The sequence below is a fragment of the Streptomyces sp. NPDC043876 genome, from assembly GCF_056435825.1.
In genome coordinates this window covers 60,310-79,740 of record NZ_JBWKDV010000015.1, presented here as the reverse complement: position 1 = coordinate 79,740, position 19,431 = coordinate 60,310, and the positions used below count along the sequence as shown (strand labels likewise).

The following is a 19,431-nucleotide window of genomic DNA, read 5'->3' as shown; positions in this document are numbered from 1 at the left end:
TCAGTGCTCCGTCCTGTAGAAGCGTTCCGCGTAGAGCCCGCCGTCGAGGAGGTCGGCGGCGACCGTCCAGGCGTGGCGAATCGGCCGGTACTGCTTGCGCGGGGGGCTCATTTGCGAGCCGTGCATCCGGAGGACAGTGACCTTGTCGAGGACGACGGGGGTGATGTCGACCAGCTCAGGCATCAGGGGGCTGCGGCCGGACCGGGTGTTGAACAGGTGGAGGTCACAGCCGGCGAGCGCATACGTCGACCAGAAGGCGAGGTCCTCCCAGAACCAGCGGCAGCCGAGCCGTACGGCGGCGTCGTGCACCAAGAGGTGGTCGGGGTGGCGGGTGACGGCGCCGGGGGCAAGCAGCTCAGTGCCGGGGTTCTGCTTGACGAGGGCGTGGAGGTCTTCGGTGATCTGGTCAAGGCGGCTGGGGTCGTAGGACCGGTAGGGCGGGTCGGCGTCCTTGTAGCTCAGCAGGCGACGGGCGGCTCCGAGCGGGGCGAGCGCGGCCGCACCCTCCTGGGCCCGCAACCGCGACACGGCCTCCTCGGTCGTCAGGCTGGCTTCCACCGTGGGGTGGACGCTGCGGGACCGGGTGAAGACCGTGACCACGGTCAGCGGCCTGGGGTGGGCGAGGAAGGTGCCGGAGGCGGACAGCGCGAAGTCGTCGTGGTGGGGCTCGATGGCGAGGACCGGCCGTCCGGTCGGGGTGCGGAATTCGACATGGTGGACGGCCCCGCTGTGAGGGGCGGTGAGTTCCAGCACCTGGTGATCGTCGGCCGTGTACCGGGCGGCGAGGCGCGTGCTGTGTGCGGTGTGCGCGCGGTCGAGGTCGTCGGGGAAGGTGTAGATGCCGTTGTGGTCGGGGACGGGAAGCTGGTTCATCGCACGGTGCTCCCATACCAGTGGCGCCACATGCGGGGCGAGGCCAGGCGCCAGCGGGCGGTGAAGGGGTTCTGCCACCACAGCATTCGCGCGGTGGACCACTGGTCGTAGCGGCGGGTGGAGGGGCGAACACGGAGATCGTCCAGGACGGTGACGGGGCCGTCGGTCTGTCTGCCGTGAGCGGTGAGTCGGGCGAAGAACTCGACGTCCTCGCTCATCAGTAACTCCGGCCGGTACCCGCCGACTGCTTTGAACGCGTCGGCGGTCGCGAACTGGGCGACGCCCTGTGCTCCACCCTGCCGGGTGCGGTAGTGGTCCCAGTAGGCGCACAGCAGTCGGGCGCCGAGTCGGGCCGGAGTGTAGAGCGGGGGGATCGCCCCACCGACGGCTCCGGCGTCCACGGCCGTGGTGGCGGCGGTGAACGTGTCGAGCGGGAGTGCTACGTCGGCGTCGGTGAAGAAGAGAAGGCTGCCGGCGGCGGCTGCAGCGCCGGTGTTGCGGACGGCGCCAATGCTGCGGACGCTCTCGGCGATGACACGGGCGCCCAACTGGGCGGCGAGGTCGGCGGTGCTGTCGGTGCTCCTGTTGTCGACCACGATCACCTCCCCCGTGCCGCCGGTAGCGGCCTGCCAGTGGTCGAGGGCGGCGAAGACGGTGGGCAGGTATCGGGGGAGGTAGGCAGCTTCGTTGTGGGCGGGGATCACCACTGAGAGCGTGATCATCTGGGGCTCCTCACGGTACGCGGGGTGTGAAAGAAGCGGTGCTGCTCGTGAGCCAGCTCGGCGAGGCGTCGGTTCCAGCGGGAGCGTTCCTCACCGGGCGGAGCAGTTGCCCGGCAGCGGGCGGTGTGGAACACGCACCAAGCCGTAAGACGGGCGTCGTCCAAGGCGAGGGGGTAGGCGCCAGTAACGGTGAGACGGCCGCGCACCGAGACGGCGTGGGCCATCACCAGTGCCTGCGCGACGTCCGCTTCCCGAGGTCCAGGGGTGGCGTCGGTGAAGTCGATCAGGTGGCGTGTGGCCTCCGGGCCAGCGACGACGACGTTGTCGAAGTGCACGTCGCCGTGGCACCACACCAACGGCGCCGACGCTGGGGGTCCGGAGAGGACTTCGAGAGCGGGCGCAATCCGACCGATGGCGCTGGCATCGCGGTGGCGCAGGGACGTGACATCGTCGAAGAACGGCCTTCGGGGTGTGCGAGGGGCGACCGGTGCCCGATGGAGGCGGCCGAGGAGGCGCCCGACGTCGCGCAGAGCGCGGTCCGTAGTGATCTGCCCAGCCCGAACGGCGGCACCGAGGGTGAGTCGGCCGAGGTCTTCACTGATCAGGGCGGTGAGGTCAGTGCCCTTGACTCGCCCTGCGGCGAGGACACGGGCCGTGGGCACAGAGCCCGCGGCGGCGCGGATCGCGGCGGCTTCGGTCACCGCGTTGCGACGTGTGGCGGCCGCGTACAGCTTGACCACCACCGCACGACCATCAGCGAGGCCAGCACGGTAAACGGAGGTGCGGTTGCCGATGGCAAGGCGTTCTGCGGTCACAGGCCGGACAGCGAGGAGGCTCGTGCAAGAACGCACGACGGCCGGAGGCAGGCCGGTCACCGCCAAGCCCCCACAGCACCCAGGCGTCGCACATGTCGGCTGGTCATCCTGAGGTGCGCCCGGTAGTCGCGGACGTCGTCAGTGGGAGGACAAAGGGACGACCACGGCTTCTCGGGGCCGACGAAGTGGACCAGCGCGGCGGACGTGTCTGGGCGCAAACTGCGGCGGACCACGCGACGCACCCATTCACCCCGCTCGAGGAACCGGCCGGTCTCGAACCGGTTGAAGCGGGACGGCACGGGGTGGACGCGCCCGGTACGCAGTAGCCAGAGGTTCAGGGCGTCCTGGTCGTTGTGCAGGATGTGCGCCCGATGCTTGACCAGGGCACTGGCAACTCCCCGGCGCATCGCAGGGATGTCCGCGGTGTGTGCCCAGAGCATCCCGGCGTTGTAGTAGGCGCGGCCGCGCCAGTGGGGCCAGCGTTCGGCCGCGCCAGGAAGTGCGGGGCACGCCCCCACGGCGGGGTTGAAATCGTCCGCGACGGCGCCGATCCGGCCGGGCTGGAGGGATGAGAGGGGGCCTGTGATGTCGTCACGCACGTGGGTGTCGGCGTCTACGTAGATCAGGTAGGGACGTCGGACGAAGTCAGGGGTGAACTCGAATCGAAGGTAGGTGGTGATCGTGATGTAGCTGTCGTCTGCCATGTGGGAGGCGGCGAGCGGGGCCCGGTAGGCCAGGTCGAAGGACCCAAAGCCGCACCGCTTCGCGAGCTGCGCGAGGAGGAGGGCGTGAGCCGGCGGGAGGTCCATGGTCAGGACCCTCAGGGCCGCGCCGCGGCGTGCGGCGGGGGTAAGGCTGTCGGCAAGGGAGGTGACGGCCGCAAGGCCGGGGAGGAGGTACTGCAGGTCGATGCACAGGCCGAATGCGTACACGTGGGTTCGCCTTTCGAGCGTGGTGCTGCGCAGGGTCGGGGTGTGGGCCCCGCGGCCCGAGGCCGATGCCGCCGGGTAGGGGTCGGCAGCAGGCGTCCCGGGGCGCGGGGCGGCCCGAAGCTCCGGCGTGGCCCCTTGGACAGGCGGGCGGGGCCGGATGCTTTCAGAGGGTGGTGCGGTCGGCGCAGCGGCAGACCCGGTTGCCCTCGTCGGCGTGCGGTTCGATGTCGGGACGGGCGGCCGCCGGCCGGTCCGGTTCGGGTGCGGCGTGGACGTGCGCGGTGCCGGTATGGGCTAGGAGGACACCGACCGCGACGTGTCCGGCAGCCCAGACGGCGGTCAGGAACGAGCCGACCCAGTCTCGGGGTAACCGGGGCCGGGTGGCAGAACGGCGGGTGCTCACAGGCCGTCCGAGCCAGTCTCGGGCCGGTCGTGGCGGATGCCGTCCAGTTCACTCCAGCCGGAGGCGCCTTCGAGGACGTTCCGGCGGCGGGCCTGCTGGCCCGGCGTGCGATGAGGAACCGACGCCGTGGCTACAGCGAGAAAGCCCCCGCGGTCGCGGATCAGGGCACCGAGCCGCTCGAACTCGGCCGAGTCGGAGGCGACGTGGGCCTGGTCCGCGACGACGATCCCCCGGACCATTCCGTTCCCGAGGGCATCAGTTATGCCACACCATCCAAGGCGATCGACCAGCGGTACGGCCGGGTCAGGGTCGGACCAGGCTCCCGCTACAGGCCACAGGCGGGCATCAGCGTAGCGCCGGGCGCACGCTTCCGATTCCTGGGTGGTGGCAGCGTGTGGGGAGGAGCTGTAGACGGCGACGGGAACATGTCCGATGCCGCCGCCGTGCGGGTTCGTCGGCATGGCCCAAGCGTCGCGGGGAGGGGGGCATCGGCCCAGGCACGAGGCATGGCAATCGCCGCAACCTGCGCACGGCCAGACTGCCATGGGGCGTGGCGGTGCGTTGTGGTGGATGAGCCTGGACTGCTACGTCCCGTGGCAGTTGCCCAGGTGAGGGGCAGTCAGGCTGTCACGGAACGTGGTGGTTGAGGGACGGGCTGGGTCAGTGCATGCCGAAGGGAACCCCGGCAGCGTGGGCAAGGCCGCGAAGGCGGGCGACGGAGACGCCAGTGAGGCGGCTGATGATGACGCCGGGGAGCATCTGGTGGCGCACCCAGCCGGGTGCCATCCGGCACACGCTGTCGAGAGTTTCGGCGGCCTGATCCCACCTGCGGCATTCGAGGTGAGTGAGGGCAACATCAAGGCCGTACCTGGCGCGGGTGGCCAGGGGAACGTCGTTGCCCAAGTGGACGGTGTCCATGAGGCGCAGCGCGCCGGCCGTGTCGCTGAGGGCGACGGCAATGCTCATCGCCTGTGTGGCGGCGTACATCGGACCGTAGGGCTGGGCGTGGTCGCCACGGGCGTGCTCGGTGCCGATGCGTGCTGCGACTGCGTGAGCTTGGGACAGGTATTCGCGGGCGGTGTCAGCGGTGGCGCCGCCGCGGGAGGCGGCGACAGCGGCGTTGGTGACGAGCTGCCCGTACACCGACAACCGGTCTAGGTCGTGTTCGCTCATCTTGGGCTCGATGCGGTCGGCCTGTGCGGCTGCGAGGGCGAAGCCTTGGGCGGTGCGGCCGTCGCGGAGGTTCACCCACGCTGTTGTGGCCGATAGGTGTGCGTCCCGCAGATCATCCCCGGCCTGCACGGCGATCTGTCGACCGTAGGTGAGGGCTGCGTAGGCAAGATCGCGGGAGCCCAGGACATTCGCCATCATCCCGGCTGTCTGGAAGGTGTCAGCGAGGAGGCCGGCCGCCTGTTCCTTATCGGCATGATCGGCATGGTCGTAACGGGCCCGCGCTTCGGGGAGGAGACGGGTGAGTAGGGAGCCGAGTTGCGTGTACTGGCCGGACCAGTAAGCGGCGTCGGCGTGGCGCACGACGCTGCGGAGCTCGTCCAGGGTGCCGGGGCTGGTGTCAGCGGGAAGGCCGATCGCGGCGTCGTGGGTGACGGCGGACAGGGCCCGGAGGGCGGACCGTTCATCGCGGTCCATGGAGCGGCGAGGTGCTTGCTGGCCGAGGAGGACGGCGATGTCTGTGCCGAGAGCGTGGGCGACGGACAGAAGGGACGCGATGGAGGCGGTGCCGCCGCGTTCGAGCTTGCGGATCACACCGACAGATACCCCAGCTGCTTCGGCTAAGCCCTCCTGGGCCATGCCGCTGCGGAGCGCCTTCAGTCTTTCGCTGTTCGTGTACTCCGACCACTGCACGCGCGCACCTCCTGGCTGATTGAGGTACGGACCGTACAGGGGGTCGGGGGGCCGCCGACAGGGGGCGACCGGACGGGAGTTGACGGCTTCCAGCCGGGTCTGCGCCACCGGAGTTCAGACGGCTAGAGGAGCGCTGATTCCGAGAAGGGATTCCAGCTTCGAGACCGTCGCCTCCTCATCGGCAACAAGGACTGTGGTGATGCCGAGGGCGGCTGCTGGGGGGAGGTTCCTGGGGTGGTCATCAGCGAATACGCACGCCTCGCCGGGAAGGCCAAGTCGTTCGAGGGTGAGCTGGTAGATCGCCGGGTTGGGCTTGGCTATGCCTACCTGTTCGGAAATGACGTGGACATCGAAAAGCCCCCAGATCCCGGCATGCTCGTAGGGGTTGTGAGGGTCCATTCCGAAGCTGTTCGAGAGCAGGGCGGTGTGGAGGCCAGCATCGCGTGCGGCCTGTGCGAGGGCGGCTATCCGGCGTGCGGTCGGCACGCCCGACCAGGCGCGGCCCATCAGGTTCGTCGGGTCCACATCAGGGCCGATCAACGGCGCCGTGCGGGCGTTCCACTCCGCTTGCCCAATCTCCCCGACTTCGAGGGCTTCGTACAGACGGCGCCCTTCAGGGTGATCGTTTAGTGTCGTTCGCCATGTTTCGGGGTCAAGGCCTTGAGCGGTGCACCACTCTCGGTGGACGGGGCGCGGGTCGGCCGTGAGGACCCCGGCAAAATCGAGGATGAGCCCCTTAAGGGCTGGGCGAGTTGCGCTGTTGGTGGAGTGCGGCATGCTGTGGGCGTCCCTTCCATGATGGCCTCACCTGGGACCGTACAACCCGTGCGCCCTTGAGCGCGGGGCGTGAGTTGCTTTGTCGGCACGGGATGTTGAGCGCGGTGACCAGAGGACGCCCGGCTTGGCTTTGTTCACGGGTTGTGAAGCCCGTTCGTCATGAGTTCGGGAGGCGCCGGCCGAGGCGGGAGGCTGATGTTCACGAGAGCCGGTTCTGGCTCACTTTCCGTGGAGGGCTGACTGAGTGTGATGTCAGTGGTGTGTGGTGGGATGGTCGGACTCTGCTGCCGTGACCTGCTGGGAGACCGCCTTCATGCCCGTGTACTCGTCTCTGACCCATGCCCTGGCGGCGGCCTTGGTCGATGTCCTGTGGTTCATCGAGGGCAGTGAAGACGAGCAGATGGATCCGGACGACGCCGTCAAGGTCCTGGAGGGTGTCGCCCACCTGGTCAGCAAGCTGTCGAGCGCCCAACGGAGCGAACTGATCGGTCTGCTCGGGACGATGGCCGAAGCCGAGGCCGATCCCGCGCGGCGGGAGTTCCTGGAAGGGTTTCCGGAAGGCTTCGGGCTCTTTGATGATGCGGTCTGACCTGTGCTTCACGAGTAGAGCAGGACGCGCTTGCGGAGGAGGTGAAAGCCGGCCCGGCCGAACATCTGGCGTTTGAGCATCTTGATTCGGTTGACGTGGCCTTCGACGACCCCGGAGCTCCAGGGCAGGGTGAGGCCGGCGATGACTGCATCGCGGTCACGGTCGATGCCTGCGGCGAGGGTATGGAGGCCGGGGAGGTCGTCTTGCCGGACGGCGTCGAGCCACTGCGGCAGCCGTTCGCCCTGGCGCTCGGTGAGCATCTGGCCGAAGGCGCGGACGTGGCCGGTGAGGGCGTCCAGTTCAGGGCAGTGGACCAGCACGGCCTTGAGTCGAAGGTGCTCCGTTTCGGTGAGGGTCTCCGGCCGGCGGAGGATCCATCCGGCGACGACCCGGGGTGACGGTGGCCGAGCCGTGACGGGGCCTGGCGAGAGCCGCTTCTCCCGGAAATAGGCGCGAACCCGCTGGTAGCTGCCCTGATAGCCGAGTGGCACGATCTCCTCCCACACCCTCCAGGCGTTCGTGCAGCCTTGGTTCCAGCGGTCATCCAGGTAGGGCTTGAAGGCGTCGAGTTTGGATGGCCGGCCCTGCCACTGTCCTTGGAACAATTCCTCCGGAGTGGCTGCGTCGGCGAGGAGCTTGACGGTGCGGGAGGTCATCCGGAGAGCGCGGCCGATCGCCCTCCGGCTGAGCCCTGCGGCCAGCAGTTCGTGGACGGTCGCGTGGTTGACGCGGGTGCGGTCAGCGAAGCGGTGTCCCCTCGGCCAGGGCGAGCCGGAGAGGTCTTCGAACTTCTCCGGGTCGGGGGCAGGCTGGGCTCGATCGGGCGCCAGGACCTGCAAGCATGCGCGGTGGTCTGCGACGCACCGCTCTGCAGCCTCGCTCAGGTTGTGCCAAAGATGCCACCTGTCCGCGACCTGCACCGCCTGCGGTGCCCCGGCCGTGGCACCATCGGCGAAGAACGGTGCCCGATCGCGGCAGACCACCTCCACCCCGGGCCTTTTCGCGAGCCAAGCGGCCAGGCTGGACGCCTCCCGGTCGGGCAGCAGGTCCACTGGACGCCGGCTTTCGACGTCGACCAGGACGGTCCCGTAGTGGCGGCCTTTGCGGGTCGCGTACTCATCGACGCCGACTACCCGCGGGGCTGGAACTTCGGGGTCGGGCAACGCTTCGACCAGCCTGAGCACCGTACTCCGACTGACAGATACGCCGAAGACTCTCGCCATGCGAGCACCGGCCCGGCCAGCGAGCGCGAGGCCCACCGCGGCCAGCGTCGACCGCAGGCGCTCGGTCCGCCGACCGTACCGACGGGTCAAACCCGGCAGCTGTTCGGCGAAGGTCCGCCGCCCGCACGCGATGACCGGGCAGAGGAACCGGCGAACGCGTAAACAGAGAGCGACTCGCCTACCTCCGCTGGGCACATCAGCGGGAAATCGCAGGTAGGAGCTATGAATCCGCCGTGACCAGATCCCGCATCCAGGACAGATGGCCCCAGCCACCGTGCTTCGGGCATCGATGTGAACCGCCTCGTCGTTCACGGCCACGGACAGCACCACCACGTCGGATATCGACGGGAACAGCAACTCCTCCAGCCGGAGCACCACTTCTTCCACGGGCCGAACTGTCAGCCACACCACACCCCGTACGGATCAATTCCGGGCATCTTCCTACGGGCGCGCTCGCCCGACGATCGTCACTCAGAGTGCATGCTCCACGGAAAGTGAGCCAGAACCCGAGAGCCGGAGGCAGTACACCGCAGCGGGCCGCGAGGCGGCGTCGGAGCCGCACCACCGGTCACCTGGCTCCGTAGCCAGCGCTTTTGTCCCCAGCAATCCGCCTCCCGAGGACGCCCGGACCGCCGGCGCTACGTCCCGGCGCCTGCGGTGCCGTCGGACGTCATGAACAACGGCTCGGCGCCGACGTCCAGGGTGACTCCCGAACTGCTGTCAAAACGCTGCTCTTCGACGTGTACAAAGCCACCGGCTTGTGCTCCACCGTGGCGGGCCGTGGCAACGGTTCGGCATACGCTGGGTGCATGAGCACCGGGGGGCTGGCTCTGGGGGGCGTCAGCGCGATCGTTGCGAAGAAGATCCTCACCAGCAGGATCAGGGTCGAGCGTAAGGTGCTCCTCGCCGACGCGCGGGTGAACCGTGGCGGGCGAGCAGGTCGCGGCGCGCGGCCTCGTCCTCCCCGCCAAGGCGGGGGTGATCCGGTTCGGGCGTCGTACTCCGCCCGGTCGCGGTAGTGCTTCCCGCCGACGCGGGGGTGATCCGGACATCGCGGATGCTGTTGGCGTAAGCCAGGCGTGCTCCCCGCCGACGCGGGGGGTGATCCGTGCGGCGAGGCTCTGGCCCTCCGGAAGGCGTTGTGCTCCCCGCAGACGCGGCGGGATCCGGGCGTCCTTCAACGCATGAAGGGCTGGGGCAAGTGCTCCCCGCCGACGCGGGGGTGATCCGAACGGGGCGGCCAAGTGAGCGCCGAGCCGATCGTGGTCCCCGCCGACGCGGGGGTGATCCGGCGTAGTCCCCAGTCCGCCGCCGCGGGGGTGATCCGCGGCTCAGGTCGCCGTCCAGGTCCGGGGTGCGGTGCTCCCTGTCGACGCGTAGGTGATCCGGACGCCACCCCTTGGCCGTAGCTCGGTGGCTCGGATCCTGGCCGTGCGAGGATGTGGGGGTGGGGACTCCTGGGGCTTCTTTCCGCTGGCAGCGCGTGATCGAAGCGCTTGTGGTGCTTGGTGCGGACTCGGCCGATCAGCTCGCCTGGATCGACAAGCACGAGGTCGTGACCGACGAGCTGGCCCTGGAATTCGATGACGCCTTTCGCCTGATGGCCGACCTCCAGCAAGAAGAGTTCTTGGATCCGGAAGCCTTGGGCAAGCTGCAGCTGATTGACGCGGTGCTCGGGGAGATGAGCGGCAGAGAGAACGCCGAGCGTTGGTCAAGGGAAGCGCTGGCCACCGACGCAGGGTGGCGTCAGGTTCGGACCTCCGCGCGCGACCTGCTGGTCAGCCTGCAGGGTGATTGGCGTCGGCCACTTCCCGAGATTCATGTCGTGCAATGACAGGATCGGGCAGTTCGTTCAGGCCATGTCAGTGCCCCGCTCGCCTCTCCGCGCTCGAGGCTCTCGTGCTACCCGCCGACGCGGGGACCGAGCCCAGGTTCCCCAGCACGTCGAAGCGGTGCTCCCCGCCGACGCGGGGGTGATCCGACCTCCATCCGGATGTCCTCGCGGATGCCCAAGTGCTCCCCGCCGACGCGGGGGTGATCCGTAGAGCACCGCCCCGGCGACGATGACCCAGACGTGGTCCCCGCCGACGCGGGGGTGATCCGACCGGCTCGGACCGGGAGATCGTAGCGTCGTAGTGCTCCCCGTCGACGCGGGGGTGATCCGTCGACGAACTGCCGACCGAGCTGTGCTCACAGTCTTCTCCGCCGACGCGGGGGTGGTCCGTACACCGAGGAGCGTCCCCGGTTGTAGTCGGCGTCTTCCCCGCCGAAGCGGGGGTGATCCGCAGTGGGACCGGTACGTGAAGGGCTCCGGCATGTGCTCCCCGCCGACGCGGGGATGATCCGCACCTCACGGGGCACGCCGAGCATGTTCAACTGTGCTCCCCGCCGAGGCGGGGGTGGTCCGATGGTCGGCTCCTGGAATCCGCTGTCCAGGGAGTGCTACGAATGTGGTCCCCGCCGACGCGGGGGTGATCCGGACAAGGCAGCACCCGCGCTTTGAGACTTGAAGTGGTCCCCGCCGACGCGGGGGTGATCCGGCAGACCTCGACCACGGGGCCGACTCGGGCAAGTGCTCCCCGCCGACGCGGGGGTGATCCGCGCTTCGGGTACATCTGGCACCGCCGCTACGAGTGCTCCCCGCCGACGCGGGGGTGATCCGGCGAAGGCGGTGCAGAGGGAGGCGATCGAGACGTGCACCCCGCCGACGCGGGGTGATCCGCTGGCTGAGGTCGAGGGACAGCGGGTCCGGCCGCGCTCCCTGCCGAGGCGGGGGTGATCCGTCGGATGGCGCGATGTGGTGGTGCAGGCCCGCCCCGGGTCCGCCTTCTGGGGAACGTGGGGCGGGGCGGGGGGTCAGTGGGCGCAGATCAGGACCACGGCAAGGATGCCGAGCACGATCAGCACGTACAGGAACTGGCGGCCCACTCGCTCACAGGGTGGCCGTCTGTCGTGCGCGGCGCCGGGCCTGGTGCTGCTCCTCCTCTTCGAGGAGGTCGCGGACCGCGCCCGCGAGGGCGACGGCCTTGGGCCAGCCGTCCGCGAGGCGGACCGCCGTGTCCCACGCGGCGAGGGCCTGCTCGGCGGTCGGGGTGCGCAGGCCTTCGGACTGGAAGTGGAAGCACTGGACCCCGTGGGCGACGAGGCCGCCCTCGTTGCGCAGGTAGGCCGTCCAGTCTGCGGCGACCGCGCCGCTCGGCTGCTGTCCGGCGTTGGCGAGGACGTACGCGGTGGCCTGCGGGAGTCGGGCGTCTGGGCTCACCGCGCGTCCGCGCGGACCGGCTTGCAGGAGGGGTCCCGGATGTCGTGCGCCCAGCTGGACGGCCGGGCCCCTGACGCGGAGTGCCGGATGAACTCCGTGCCGCCGGCGCGGATGGGTCGGTCGCAGACGGCGCAGATCCGTCCCGCGGCGGTCATGCTGACTCCGCAGGAGCAGGGCTGGACCACACCTCGGCATCGAGGCAGTGAGCCCCTTGACGGCCATGCACCGTGCCCCGGGGTACCGCGCCCGAATGGAGTTGGTTCCCACAGATGACGCAGGCCCTGCCGCAAGCCTGGTCATGCGTCAGCTCGGACGCGGACTCAGGCACAGGCATCTGGTGACACAGAGCCGCGTCGGGGGCCGTCCGGGATTTCGATGAGCACGTCTCGGCACACCGCTTGATTGGCCATGCCTTCTCGAAGCCGTGGACTACGGCTTCTCCCGCAGGGATAAGGCTTGCGGTGACGGCTCCGCAGTCCCAGCACGCCTCACCGTGGAGGCGGGCGATGCTCACATCGCCGACGGACACCGGCAGCTGCTGACTCATGGGCCCTCCCATCTGCTCGTTTGGTACGGGCAGGTAGAGGATGACCGGGGGGAAGCGGTACAAGTACCACAGTGTGTGGTACCTCAGATCCTTGACTCAGATGGCGCCGATCCACTCGGCGAAGCCGGACAGCGACTCGGCGTCGGCACGCTTCAGCCGACGGATGGTCTCGATGTCTTCACGTGCCCAGGGGTGTTCACGAACGTGCTGGGGCGCGAGCCTCCGCGCAACCTTCAGAGCCTCGAAAGCAGCTTCAGGGAAACCTGCCCACAGCTGGGCGCGCCCCATCTCGATATAGAAGCCGCTGCGGCGCTCGGCTGGAATCTCGGCGCCAGGCTTCCACGTCCGGGCCACATCGAGGGCCCGTCCGATGTGCTCCCGGCCAAGGCTTACGGCTACGGCTACCTTATGGATCCGCACACTCGACGGGCCGAACGCGGTCCCGGAGTAGACGCCCTCGGCGACGCCGTCGGCGAGTTCGGCAGCGTGTCGGAGGTGCTCGTGCGCTGCGGTAGCAGATCCAGCCCGCGCGGCCACGACCGCGGTCCGCATGTGCAGGGCGCCACGGGCCGCAGCAGAACTTACCGTGGTGGGGCCCGGGGCCGCGTCGAGAGCTCGCTCAAGCGAGGCCTGGCCAGCGCGGTGTGCTCGCGCGGCGAGGAACGTCTCGGCGCCGGTGTACGCGACGGCGGTGGCCACGTCTGGGTCGCCGGTTTCCACGGCAGCCCACCGCATGACGTCGATCAACCGGGCGGACAAGTCGTGGGCACCGACCTTATACGCGACAGCGTCCGCGCAGCGGGCCGCACCAACGACGAGCCGGGCAGCGAAGGGGCGCGCCCGGGCAGGCGCGTGGTGCAGGAGTGCCAGACTGTCGCCGAGAAGCGTAGGCGCTGCCTTCGCGATCTGTCCGTACTGCGCCGCCAGCCGCCATGCCACCGCAGTGCTCACGTCCTCGCGCAACTGCTCCAGGGACCGCGTCGGCGGGTCGAGCGGGATGTCGTAGCCCGCGATTGCGGCGGAGATCTCAGGCAGCGCCGCGCGCACCCGGTGAGCGGTCCCCGTGTACGCGGGATCCAGTCGCGACGGATCCACGCCCAGCGCGGCGGCGATCGACTCCAGCGCGGACGGGCTCGGAGCCCGCCGGCCCTGCTCGACATGGCGGATCATGCTCAGCGACAGGTGCGCGGCAGCAGCGAGGTCCGGTTGGGTCATGCGTCGGGACTGGCGCCGCGCGGCGATGCGCTGCCCGATGTGGTCGGCCATGCACGCACCGTACCGCTCCGCGAACGCACCGGCTGAACCTACGGGTTGACGATCTCGACGAGGTCGTGCAGCGAGTCGATCGAGTAGTCGGCGGCCCTGGACGCGCGGACCTCATCGGCCCACCAATGCCCCCACGGGCCACGCCGCAGGTGCGCGGTCAGCAGGCCAGAGGCACGGGCCGGCGTGATGTCATTGGCCGGATGATCGCCTACGTACAGAGTCTCCCCTGCTGGGGCCTCGGCCACCTGAAGGACCCGGTCGAAGAACTCGCGCGAGGGCTTGGCCACACCCCACTCACCGGACGTCACGACCAGGTCGGCAGGCAGATCCAGGGCTCGCAGCAGCCTGCCGGCCTTCCGAGTCTGGTTCCCGGCGATGATGACGCGGGCGCCTCCTGCCCGGACCGCCGTCAATGCCGGGCGTACGTCGTCGTACAAGTCGCTTTCGTCCAGGTGTTCCCCGCGGCCCGCAGCCTCCCGCGCGGCGTACTCCGCGGCAACGTCCAGCCCCGGTCGGACGAGTCCCAGTGCGTCCGCGTTGTCCCGTCCGTCGACCACTACGGCGCCTACGAGCGCTGAAAGGGTGTGCCGGGGTGTCCCGAGCCAGTCGGCCCAGGCTGCCCAGTATCGGTCATCGCGAGTCAGGGTTTCGCCGATGTCCAGCACGACAGTCCGAATGGTCATGGCCAGCAGGGTAGCTACCCGGTTCAGACGCACGAAAGCGCCTCCTCCCGGCCCGAAGGCCGAGAGGAGGCGGTGTGCGTCAGGCGGGCAGTGCTCCCCGCCGACGCGGGGGTGATCCGGACTGGACCGGCACACTGGAGGTGATCCGGCGGACATACGGATCCTGTGCTTCTAGCCTGCAGCCCTGAGGAAATGCCTCACCGCCGGGTAAGGCAGCAGCGTCTCCTCCAACCTGCTTGCCTCCTTCCTGCCTGATCTATACGGACTCAACAAGAGGGCATTGACGATGCTCAGCACAGCCGTAGGCTTCCTTCGTGACGAGGATCCCCGCTAACCCTTTTCTGGCAAAGAGATTGCAAACCAGCTAGAAAACCCCAGGTGGCTAAGTGTCTTCCCCGCCGATGCGGGGGTGGTCCGTCCCGACCGCCTCTCCAGCCCACCTCGGATACGTCTTCCCCGCCGATGCGGGGGTGGTCCGCAGCCGATCGGGGTGCTGCTGGCTGGTGGGCGGTCTTCCCCGCCGATGCGGGGGTGGTCCGGCCTCGCAGCAGGGCCGGAGCGACCAGCACCGGTCTTCCCCGCCGATGCGGGGGTGGTCCGTTGGGCTCCAAGACATGTCGGTGGTCCTTCCGGTCTTCCCCGCCGATGCGGGGGTGGTCCGATCTCCGCCGCGCGAGAGGTGACGCGCTCGCCGTCTTCCCCGCCGATGCGGGGGTGGTCCGAAGACCACCGCGAGGGCGCCCACGAAGACCACGTCTTCCCCGCCGATGCGGGGGTGGTCCGTGGTCGGCGTCGACCATGACCATGGTCACCTTGTCTTCCCCGCCGATGCGGGGGTGGTCCCCGATGTGCTGGCGGATCGCCAAGGTGGTCGACGTCTTCCCCGCCGATGCGGGGGTGGTCCGCCAGCCACAGCGCATGGAGCCGGGCGACGGCCGTCTTCCCCGCCGATGCGGGGGTGGTCCGGCGCGACGGGCCCCCGGGGCCTACCAGCGGATGTCTTCCCCGCCGATGCGGGGGTGGTCCAGCGTCGGGGGCCTGGTCGTGTCGGCGGCAGCCGTCTTCCCCGCCGATGCGGGGGTGGTCCGTGGTGAGACCGGCGGGACTTCGGCCAGTCCTGGTCTTCCCCGCCGATGCGGGGGTGGTCCGGCGCTCGCCCGGCAGTACGACATCGCCCCGAAGTCTTCCCCGCCGACGCGGGGGTGGTCCGTGGGGCCAGCTGAACCCGTTCCGGTGGGGCCGGTCTTCCCCGCCGACGCGGGGGTGGTCCGTCGGGTCCGCCCTGAGCAACGGGCCGATGATGTCTTCCCCGCCGACGCGGGGGTGGTCCGATGCAGCGGCAAATCGCAGATGAAGTGCTCCCCGTCGTGGCGGGGTGATCCCCGACCACGGCGCCTATTCGTCACCGGTCGACGTTCTCTGCCGTCGCGGGGGTGATCCGTGCATGGTCCCGGAGCAAAAGTGTCCGGCCAGGTGCCGCTCGCCGACGTGGGAATCCCGTTTCGAGCGCCGTGTCGGCAGCTACACGAGCCATACCCTCAGAGCGCCTGACCGTGGGTTCTACCCGCGGTAGAATCGCTTCATGAGCAGTAAACCCACGAGTATCAAGGCGACTGAGGCGACCCGCGATCGTTTGCGTCTCCTCGCTCAGGAGCGGGGGACGACGATCACAGAACTCTTGGAGGAGCTTGCGCAGAGCCAGCTGACGCAGGCCGAGCAGGAGGAACGGGCGGTGCAGGCTGCGGCGGAGCTCGGGATGGAGTACACAGAGCAGGTTCAGCAGGCTGGTCAGTCGGCCTGGGAGCGGATCCGCGCGCACCAGGGCGGCTCCGCCGCGTGAGCCTGACTGCGGTTTTCGACCACACCGCCCTTATCGCCCTCTACCGGGCTGATCCGTTTTTTACCGGGCTTTATATCGAGTCCTCCAGGGGGACCGGACGAGTTCTGATTCCGGCCCTTTCCGTCCTGGCCGCCGAGCGCGCGATGGTTGGCGCCGGTACCCACGCTGCACGCCTACGCTTCGCCGAGGCGGTGCCGTTCACTACGGACCACGCTCTGGATGCTGGGTCCTGGCCAGCTACCGACTGGTCGATCACCCACCCTGCGGCGATCGCCTGGCAGGCGGCGAAGACGGGAGATCCCGTTACCGTCCTCTCGCTGACTCCCGAGGTGTATGAGGGCACAGGTATCTACCCCCTGAATCCGGCCTGACGCCGCACCTGTTGGGGTCCTGCCTGCCAGCCCAGGTGTTCCGCTTCAAAACAAGAGCCCGATGCGCCGTTCATGCACCACCGGTGCTCCCCGCCGACGCGGGGGTGGTCCGCCGGTCGCGGCCTCGGTTGCGCCCACGCCGCCGTCCTCCTGCCGACGCGGGGTGGTCCGGTCAAAACGGGTCTGCCCTGGCCTACCGCGGCGTTCTCCCACCGACGCGGGGGGTGACCCGGTGGCGGCTGATCGCGCTGGCTGGCGACTCCGGATCTGAGGGTGGGGGGCTGACGAGGCTGCGGTTCTCCAGCTGTACCGCACGCTTCCCGCGTCGCGCCGCCGTGAGATCGCCGCAGCCTCCACACCACAGCTCCGTGCCCGCCTTGCTCAGATCGAGCGAGGCCTGGCGATGGACCGGTCTCCCGGCGCCATGGCGGCGGTCCTCACCGACGGAAAGGAGATGCAGGCCCCACACCTGGGGCTGATCGACGCTGCCTTCGAGCGGGTCGCCGCCGGTGTGCCGACCCGGGCTCACGATGCCGCCCCGGCACGGCAAGTCCCGGCACGCGGTCCGGTGGGCGCCGCTGTGGTACCTGCGGCGGCGTCCAGAGCACCGGGTGATGATCGCCTCGTACTCCTCGGACCTTGCCGATGATCACGGCAGGTGGATCCGGGACGCGATCCTCGCCTACGGACCGCAAATCCGCATCGACCTGCGCCCCGGTTCCTCGGCGGCCAACAGGTTCGACCTGCTCGGGACCGAGGGCGGCGCCGTCATGGCTGGCGTCGGCGGCGGCCTCACCGGCAAGGGTGCCCACCTTGCGGTGGTGGACGACCTGATCAAGGACGCCGCCGAAGCCAGCTCGCTCACCATGCGGCGCCGCCTCTGGGAGTGGTGGCAGGCAGTCCTCCTGACCCGCCTCGAGCCCGGCGGATCGGTCGTCCCCATCCAGACCCGCTGGGATGAAGACGGCCCGCCGGCCGAGTGCTGGCCGAGGAACGGCACCGGTGGACGGTTATCGACCTGCCCGCCCTGGCTCTCGCCGAGGATGGCGCGCTCGGCCGCTCCGTCGGCGGTGCGCTCTGGCCGGACCGGTACGACGAGGGCGCCCTTGCGGAGATCCGCGCGTCCGTCGGTGAGCGCGTGTGGTGGTCGCTATACATGCAGCAGCCCCGGCCGCAGGACAGCGGCGTCTGGGACTGGGCGTGGATCGCCGACAACCGGATCTCGGCCGCCCAGCTGCGCGGCATCGACCTGAGCAGGATTGTCGTGGCAGTCGACCCTGCCGGTGGCGAGTCCGCCATCGGGGACGAGACGGGCATCGTCGCTGCGGCGCGCGATACGGACGGGCAGATGTACCTCCTCGATGACCGCAGCGGGAACCGTGGCGCGGACGCCGGGGCCGGGAGACGTGTCTGCTAGCGATCGAGCTTCGGGCGGACGCGATCGTGGTGGAGTCGAACTGCGGCGGCGACATGAGCCGCCAGGTGATTGCGCAAGCGTGGGAGGAGCTGCACCGCAAGAACCGGACCGAGCAGATGCTCATGCCCGCGGTCATCCCGGTCACCGCCAAGAAAGGTAAGAGATTGCGCGCCGAGCCGATCGCCCAGTTCCACGAGCAGGGCCGGGTCCATCATGTCGGGCAGTGGCCGCCCCTGGAGCAGCAGATGGTGACCTGGGTAGCCGGGATGGACAGTCCGGACGAAGTGGATGCAGTTGTCCAAGCTTTGACGGAGCTCGCGAGTCCGCAGCACGGCTCAGCGTCATCTTCGGAGTACAGCGACGGCCGCCTCAACGGCCGCAGGTAACTTTTCCATAACGCATGCGACTCACAATTTGAAGGGATTAGGAATGATTTGCCAGGTCGATTTGGACTAGTCGACACCGACAGTGAGGTGCCACCTCACCAGTCCAGCCTGGTTTTCCAGGCTGGATTGTCTATCCTGTAAGCGTGAGCGAGGGAGGAGGAGCGATGGACGACGGTTCGCTGCCGCTGGGATGCGACATCACCCGTGAGGAAGTACGCGCCCTGTACGGGGGACCCACCCAAGGGGGGATCTCGCCGTCCAAGACGAGCGACAGGATCATGCTCTTCACGGGACCGTCCACCGAGATTGCCGACCTCGAAGGTTGGGGCTCCGACGGCTGCTACCACTTCATGGGCCTGGGCGCGTCCGGCGACCAGGTCATGAAGCAGGGCAACCGATCCCTGGCCAACCACAAGCAAGACGGCCGCCAACTACACCTCTTCATCCTGGCGCCGGACCCGGGCAGCCGAAGGTTGTACCGCTACGTCGGCCGGTTCGAACTTGACCCGTCTAACCCGCACTACAAAGCAGACGCGGTCGGCTACGACGGAGCCATGCGAAGCGTGATCATCTTCCGCCTTCGCCCGGTGGGGAAGGTCAGCGCCTACGGGCCTCGGCTCGCAGTTACACCAGCACAGGAACTGACAATTCAGGCTGCACCTCTGCGTCTATCCCGAGATCCTGTGAACAGGGTGATGCGGCCGTCCACCGCCCGCACAGAAGGTCTGCTGCTCCAGGAGTACGCCCACCATCTGCGCTCTCTCGGGCGTGAGGTATCCCAAATACAGATCAACGTCGCAGGCGAAGCCGGCGCGTTGTTGATCGACCTTCTTGATAAGACCGAGAACCGGCTGATCGAAGTGAAGTCCAATGCCACACGCAGCGCGGTACGAGCCGCCGTCGGGGCTCTGATGGACTACCGGCGCTTCATCAACCCCACACCACGGCTCGCGGTGCTGGTTCCTGACAAGCCCCGCGAGGACCTCCTCGACCTCTGTGCATCCCTGTGCATCGAGGTCATCTGGCGCGGCGAAACCGGGGGGTTCGTATCGAGCGATGACTGACGGTTGAGGCGGCAAGCGCACTGACATGCGCCGCCGTCTCAACCGCCTCGCGGCTTCCACAGGGTTCCTAGGCGCTGTGGCTGCCGATACCCATGTCCAGCGAAGAACAGGAGCACATTAAGTATGAGCGATTCCACGGTGCAGGTCGAAGCCGCCGAACCCGACCCCGCGAGGGCCTGGATGTACGGAGGGGCCTTGGCGGCCGGCGTCCTGCTGATCCTGCTCGGGAACGTGACCCCGTTGGAGGCGTCGGGATTCGTCTCGCCGTTCCTCGTGATCTACGAGCAGCGCCGGTAGAAGTGGCGGGGGGGGGGAGGGGGGGGGGGGCCCCCCCAACACACCCCCCCCCCCCCCCCCCCCCCCCCCCCCCCCCCCCCCCCCCCCCCCCCCCCGTCCCC

General features: G+C 69.1%; 21 protein-coding genes, 1 pseudogene and 1 CRISPR repeat array. Of the genes and pseudogenes, 9 read left to right on the top strand and 13 right to left on the bottom strand.

Going from position 1 to position 19,431, the window contains the following annotated elements:
• The 8 genes from AC0693_RS34590 to AC0693_RS34555 all read right to left on the bottom strand — a co-directional run bounded on the left by AC0693_RS34590 (window position 1) and on the right by AC0693_RS34555 (window position 6,385).
• Window positions 1-873: a PIG-L deacetylase family protein gene (locus AC0693_RS34590; protein WP_478804009.1), complete on the bottom strand. Its 873-nt coding sequence runs from the start codon at window positions 871-873 to the stop codon at window positions 1-3.
• The gene (locus AC0693_RS34585) at window positions 870-1,595 is read right to left on the bottom strand and encodes a glycosyltransferase (RefSeq protein ID WP_478804008.1); all 726 of its coding nucleotides are present in this window, start codon (window positions 1,593-1,595) and stop codon (window positions 870-872) included. The genes AC0693_RS34590 and AC0693_RS34585 overlap by 4 nt, the downstream gene beginning before the upstream one ends.
• Window positions 1,592-2,410, bottom strand: a complete 819-nt coding sequence (locus AC0693_RS34580) for an aminoglycoside phosphotransferase family protein (RefSeq protein ID WP_478804007.1) — start codon at window positions 2,408-2,410, stop codon at window positions 1,592-1,594. Before AC0693_RS34580 ends, AC0693_RS34585 begins: the two co-directional genes overlap by 4 nt.
• A 56-nt stretch (window positions 2,411-2,466) precedes the next feature.
• The gene (locus AC0693_RS34575) at window positions 2,467-3,342 is read right to left on the bottom strand and encodes a glycosyltransferase (protein WP_478804006.1); all 876 of its coding nucleotides are present in this window, start codon (window positions 3,340-3,342) and stop codon (window positions 2,467-2,469) included.
• Window positions 3,343-3,505: 163 nt separating this feature from the next.
• Complete coding sequence (locus AC0693_RS34570) at window positions 3,506-3,745, bottom strand: hypothetical protein (protein WP_478804005.1); 240 nt, start codon at window positions 3,743-3,745, stop codon at window positions 3,506-3,508.
• Window positions 3,742-3,984 carry a hypothetical protein gene (locus AC0693_RS34565; RefSeq protein WP_478804004.1) on the bottom strand — a complete coding sequence of 81 codons (243 nt, stop codon included), beginning with the start codon at window positions 3,982-3,984 and terminating at the stop codon, window positions 3,742-3,744. The genes AC0693_RS34570 and AC0693_RS34565 overlap by 4 nt, the downstream gene beginning before the upstream one ends.
• 421 nt (window positions 3,985-4,405) lie before the next feature.
• A complete protein-coding gene (locus AC0693_RS34560) occupies window positions 4,406-5,608 on the bottom strand; it encodes a helix-turn-helix domain-containing protein (RefSeq protein ID WP_478804003.1) in 1,203 nt (400 codons plus the stop codon).
• A gap of 114 nt (window positions 5,609-5,722) precedes the next feature.
• Entirely contained in the window at window positions 5,723-6,385 is a 663-nt protein-coding gene (locus AC0693_RS34555) for an HAD-IA family hydrolase (RefSeq protein ID WP_478804002.1), read from the bottom strand.
• A 289-nt stretch (window positions 6,386-6,674) separates the two neighbouring features.
• On the opposite strand from AC0693_RS34555, the gene AC0693_RS34550 reads away from it, so the two are divergent.
• Window positions 6,675-6,974, top strand: a complete 300-nt coding sequence (locus AC0693_RS34550) for a hypothetical protein (RefSeq protein ID WP_478804001.1) — start codon at window positions 6,675-6,677, stop codon at window positions 6,972-6,974.
• A gap of 8 nt (window positions 6,975-6,982) precedes the next feature.
• Here the strand turns inward: AC0693_RS34550 and AC0693_RS34545 are convergent, their stop codons facing one another.
• Complete coding sequence (locus tag AC0693_RS34545; protein ID WP_478804000.1) at window positions 6,983-8,584, bottom strand: ISL3 family transposase; 1,602 nt, start codon at window positions 8,582-8,584, stop codon at window positions 6,983-6,985.
• Window positions 8,585-9,680: 1,096 nt separating this feature from the next.
• On the opposite strand from AC0693_RS34545, the gene AC0693_RS34540 reads away from it, so the two are divergent.
• Window positions 9,681-10,031 carry a hypothetical protein gene (locus AC0693_RS34540; protein WP_478803999.1) on the top strand — a complete coding sequence of 117 codons (351 nt, stop codon included), beginning with the start codon at window positions 9,681-9,683 and terminating at the stop codon, window positions 10,029-10,031.
• Window positions 10,032-11,129: 1,098 nt separating this feature from the next.
• Here AC0693_RS34540 and AC0693_RS34535 read toward each other — a convergent pair.
• From AC0693_RS34535 to AC0693_RS34520, 4 genes are all read right to left on the bottom strand, one after another.
• Entirely contained in the window at window positions 11,130-11,459 is a 330-nt protein-coding gene (locus tag AC0693_RS34535) for a hypothetical protein (protein ID WP_478803998.1), read from the bottom strand.
• Entirely contained in the window at window positions 11,456-11,614 is a 159-nt protein-coding gene (locus AC0693_RS34530; protein WP_478803997.1) for a hypothetical protein, read from the bottom strand. Before AC0693_RS34530 ends, AC0693_RS34535 begins: the two co-directional genes overlap by 4 nt.
• A gap of 488 nt (window positions 11,615-12,102) precedes the next feature.
• Entirely contained in the window at window positions 12,103-13,272 is a 1,170-nt protein-coding gene (locus AC0693_RS34525) for a helix-turn-helix domain-containing protein (protein ID WP_478803996.1), read from the bottom strand.
• A gap of 38 nt (window positions 13,273-13,310) precedes the next feature.
• Complete coding sequence (locus AC0693_RS34520) at window positions 13,311-13,955, bottom strand: HAD family hydrolase (RefSeq protein WP_478803995.1); 645 nt, start codon at window positions 13,953-13,955, stop codon at window positions 13,311-13,313.
• Between the two features lie 388 nt (window positions 13,956-14,343).
• Window positions 14,344-15,285: a CRISPR direct-repeat array (repeat unit 28 nt; unit sequence GTCTTCCCCGCCGATGCGGGGGTGGTCC).
• A 252-nt stretch (window positions 15,286-15,537) separates the two neighbouring features.
• Between AC0693_RS34520 and AC0693_RS34515 the strand changes: the two genes are divergently transcribed.
• The 7 genes and pseudogenes from AC0693_RS34515 to AC0693_RS34485 all read left to right on the top strand — a co-directional run bounded on the left by AC0693_RS34515 (window position 15,538) and on the right by AC0693_RS34485 (window position 19,330).
• Complete coding sequence (locus AC0693_RS34515; RefSeq protein ID WP_478803994.1) at window positions 15,538-15,795, top strand: hypothetical protein; 258 nt, start codon at window positions 15,538-15,540, stop codon at window positions 15,793-15,795.
• The gene (locus AC0693_RS34510) at window positions 15,792-16,166 is read left to right on the top strand and encodes a PIN domain-containing protein (protein WP_478803993.1); all 375 of its coding nucleotides are present in this window, start codon (window positions 15,792-15,794) and stop codon (window positions 16,164-16,166) included. The genes AC0693_RS34515 and AC0693_RS34510 overlap by 4 nt, the downstream gene beginning before the upstream one ends.
• Window positions 16,167-16,696: 530 nt before the next feature.
• A pseudogene (locus AC0693_RS34505) lies at window positions 16,697-17,068 on the top strand (terminase large subunit domain-containing protein); the annotation flags it as partial.
• Window positions 17,069-17,145: 77 nt separating this feature from the next.
• Window positions 17,146-17,583: a hypothetical protein gene (locus AC0693_RS34500; protein WP_478804067.1), complete on the top strand. Its 438-nt coding sequence runs from the start codon at window positions 17,146-17,148 to the stop codon at window positions 17,581-17,583.
• Window positions 17,584-17,609: 26 nt separating this feature from the next.
• The gene (locus tag AC0693_RS34495) at window positions 17,610-17,969 is read left to right on the top strand and encodes a hypothetical protein (RefSeq protein ID WP_478803992.1); all 360 of its coding nucleotides are present in this window, start codon (window positions 17,610-17,612) and stop codon (window positions 17,967-17,969) included.
• 164 nt (window positions 17,970-18,133) lie between these two features.
• Window positions 18,134-19,033, top strand: a complete 900-nt coding sequence (locus AC0693_RS34490) for an SRA domain-containing endonuclease (protein ID WP_478803991.1) — start codon at window positions 18,134-18,136, stop codon at window positions 19,031-19,033.
• Window positions 19,034-19,156: 123 nt separating this feature from the next.
• The gene (locus AC0693_RS34485; RefSeq protein ID WP_478803990.1) at window positions 19,157-19,330 is read left to right on the top strand and encodes a hypothetical protein; all 174 of its coding nucleotides are present in this window, start codon (window positions 19,157-19,159) and stop codon (window positions 19,328-19,330) included.
• Window positions 19,331-19,431 lie beyond the last annotated feature (101 nt).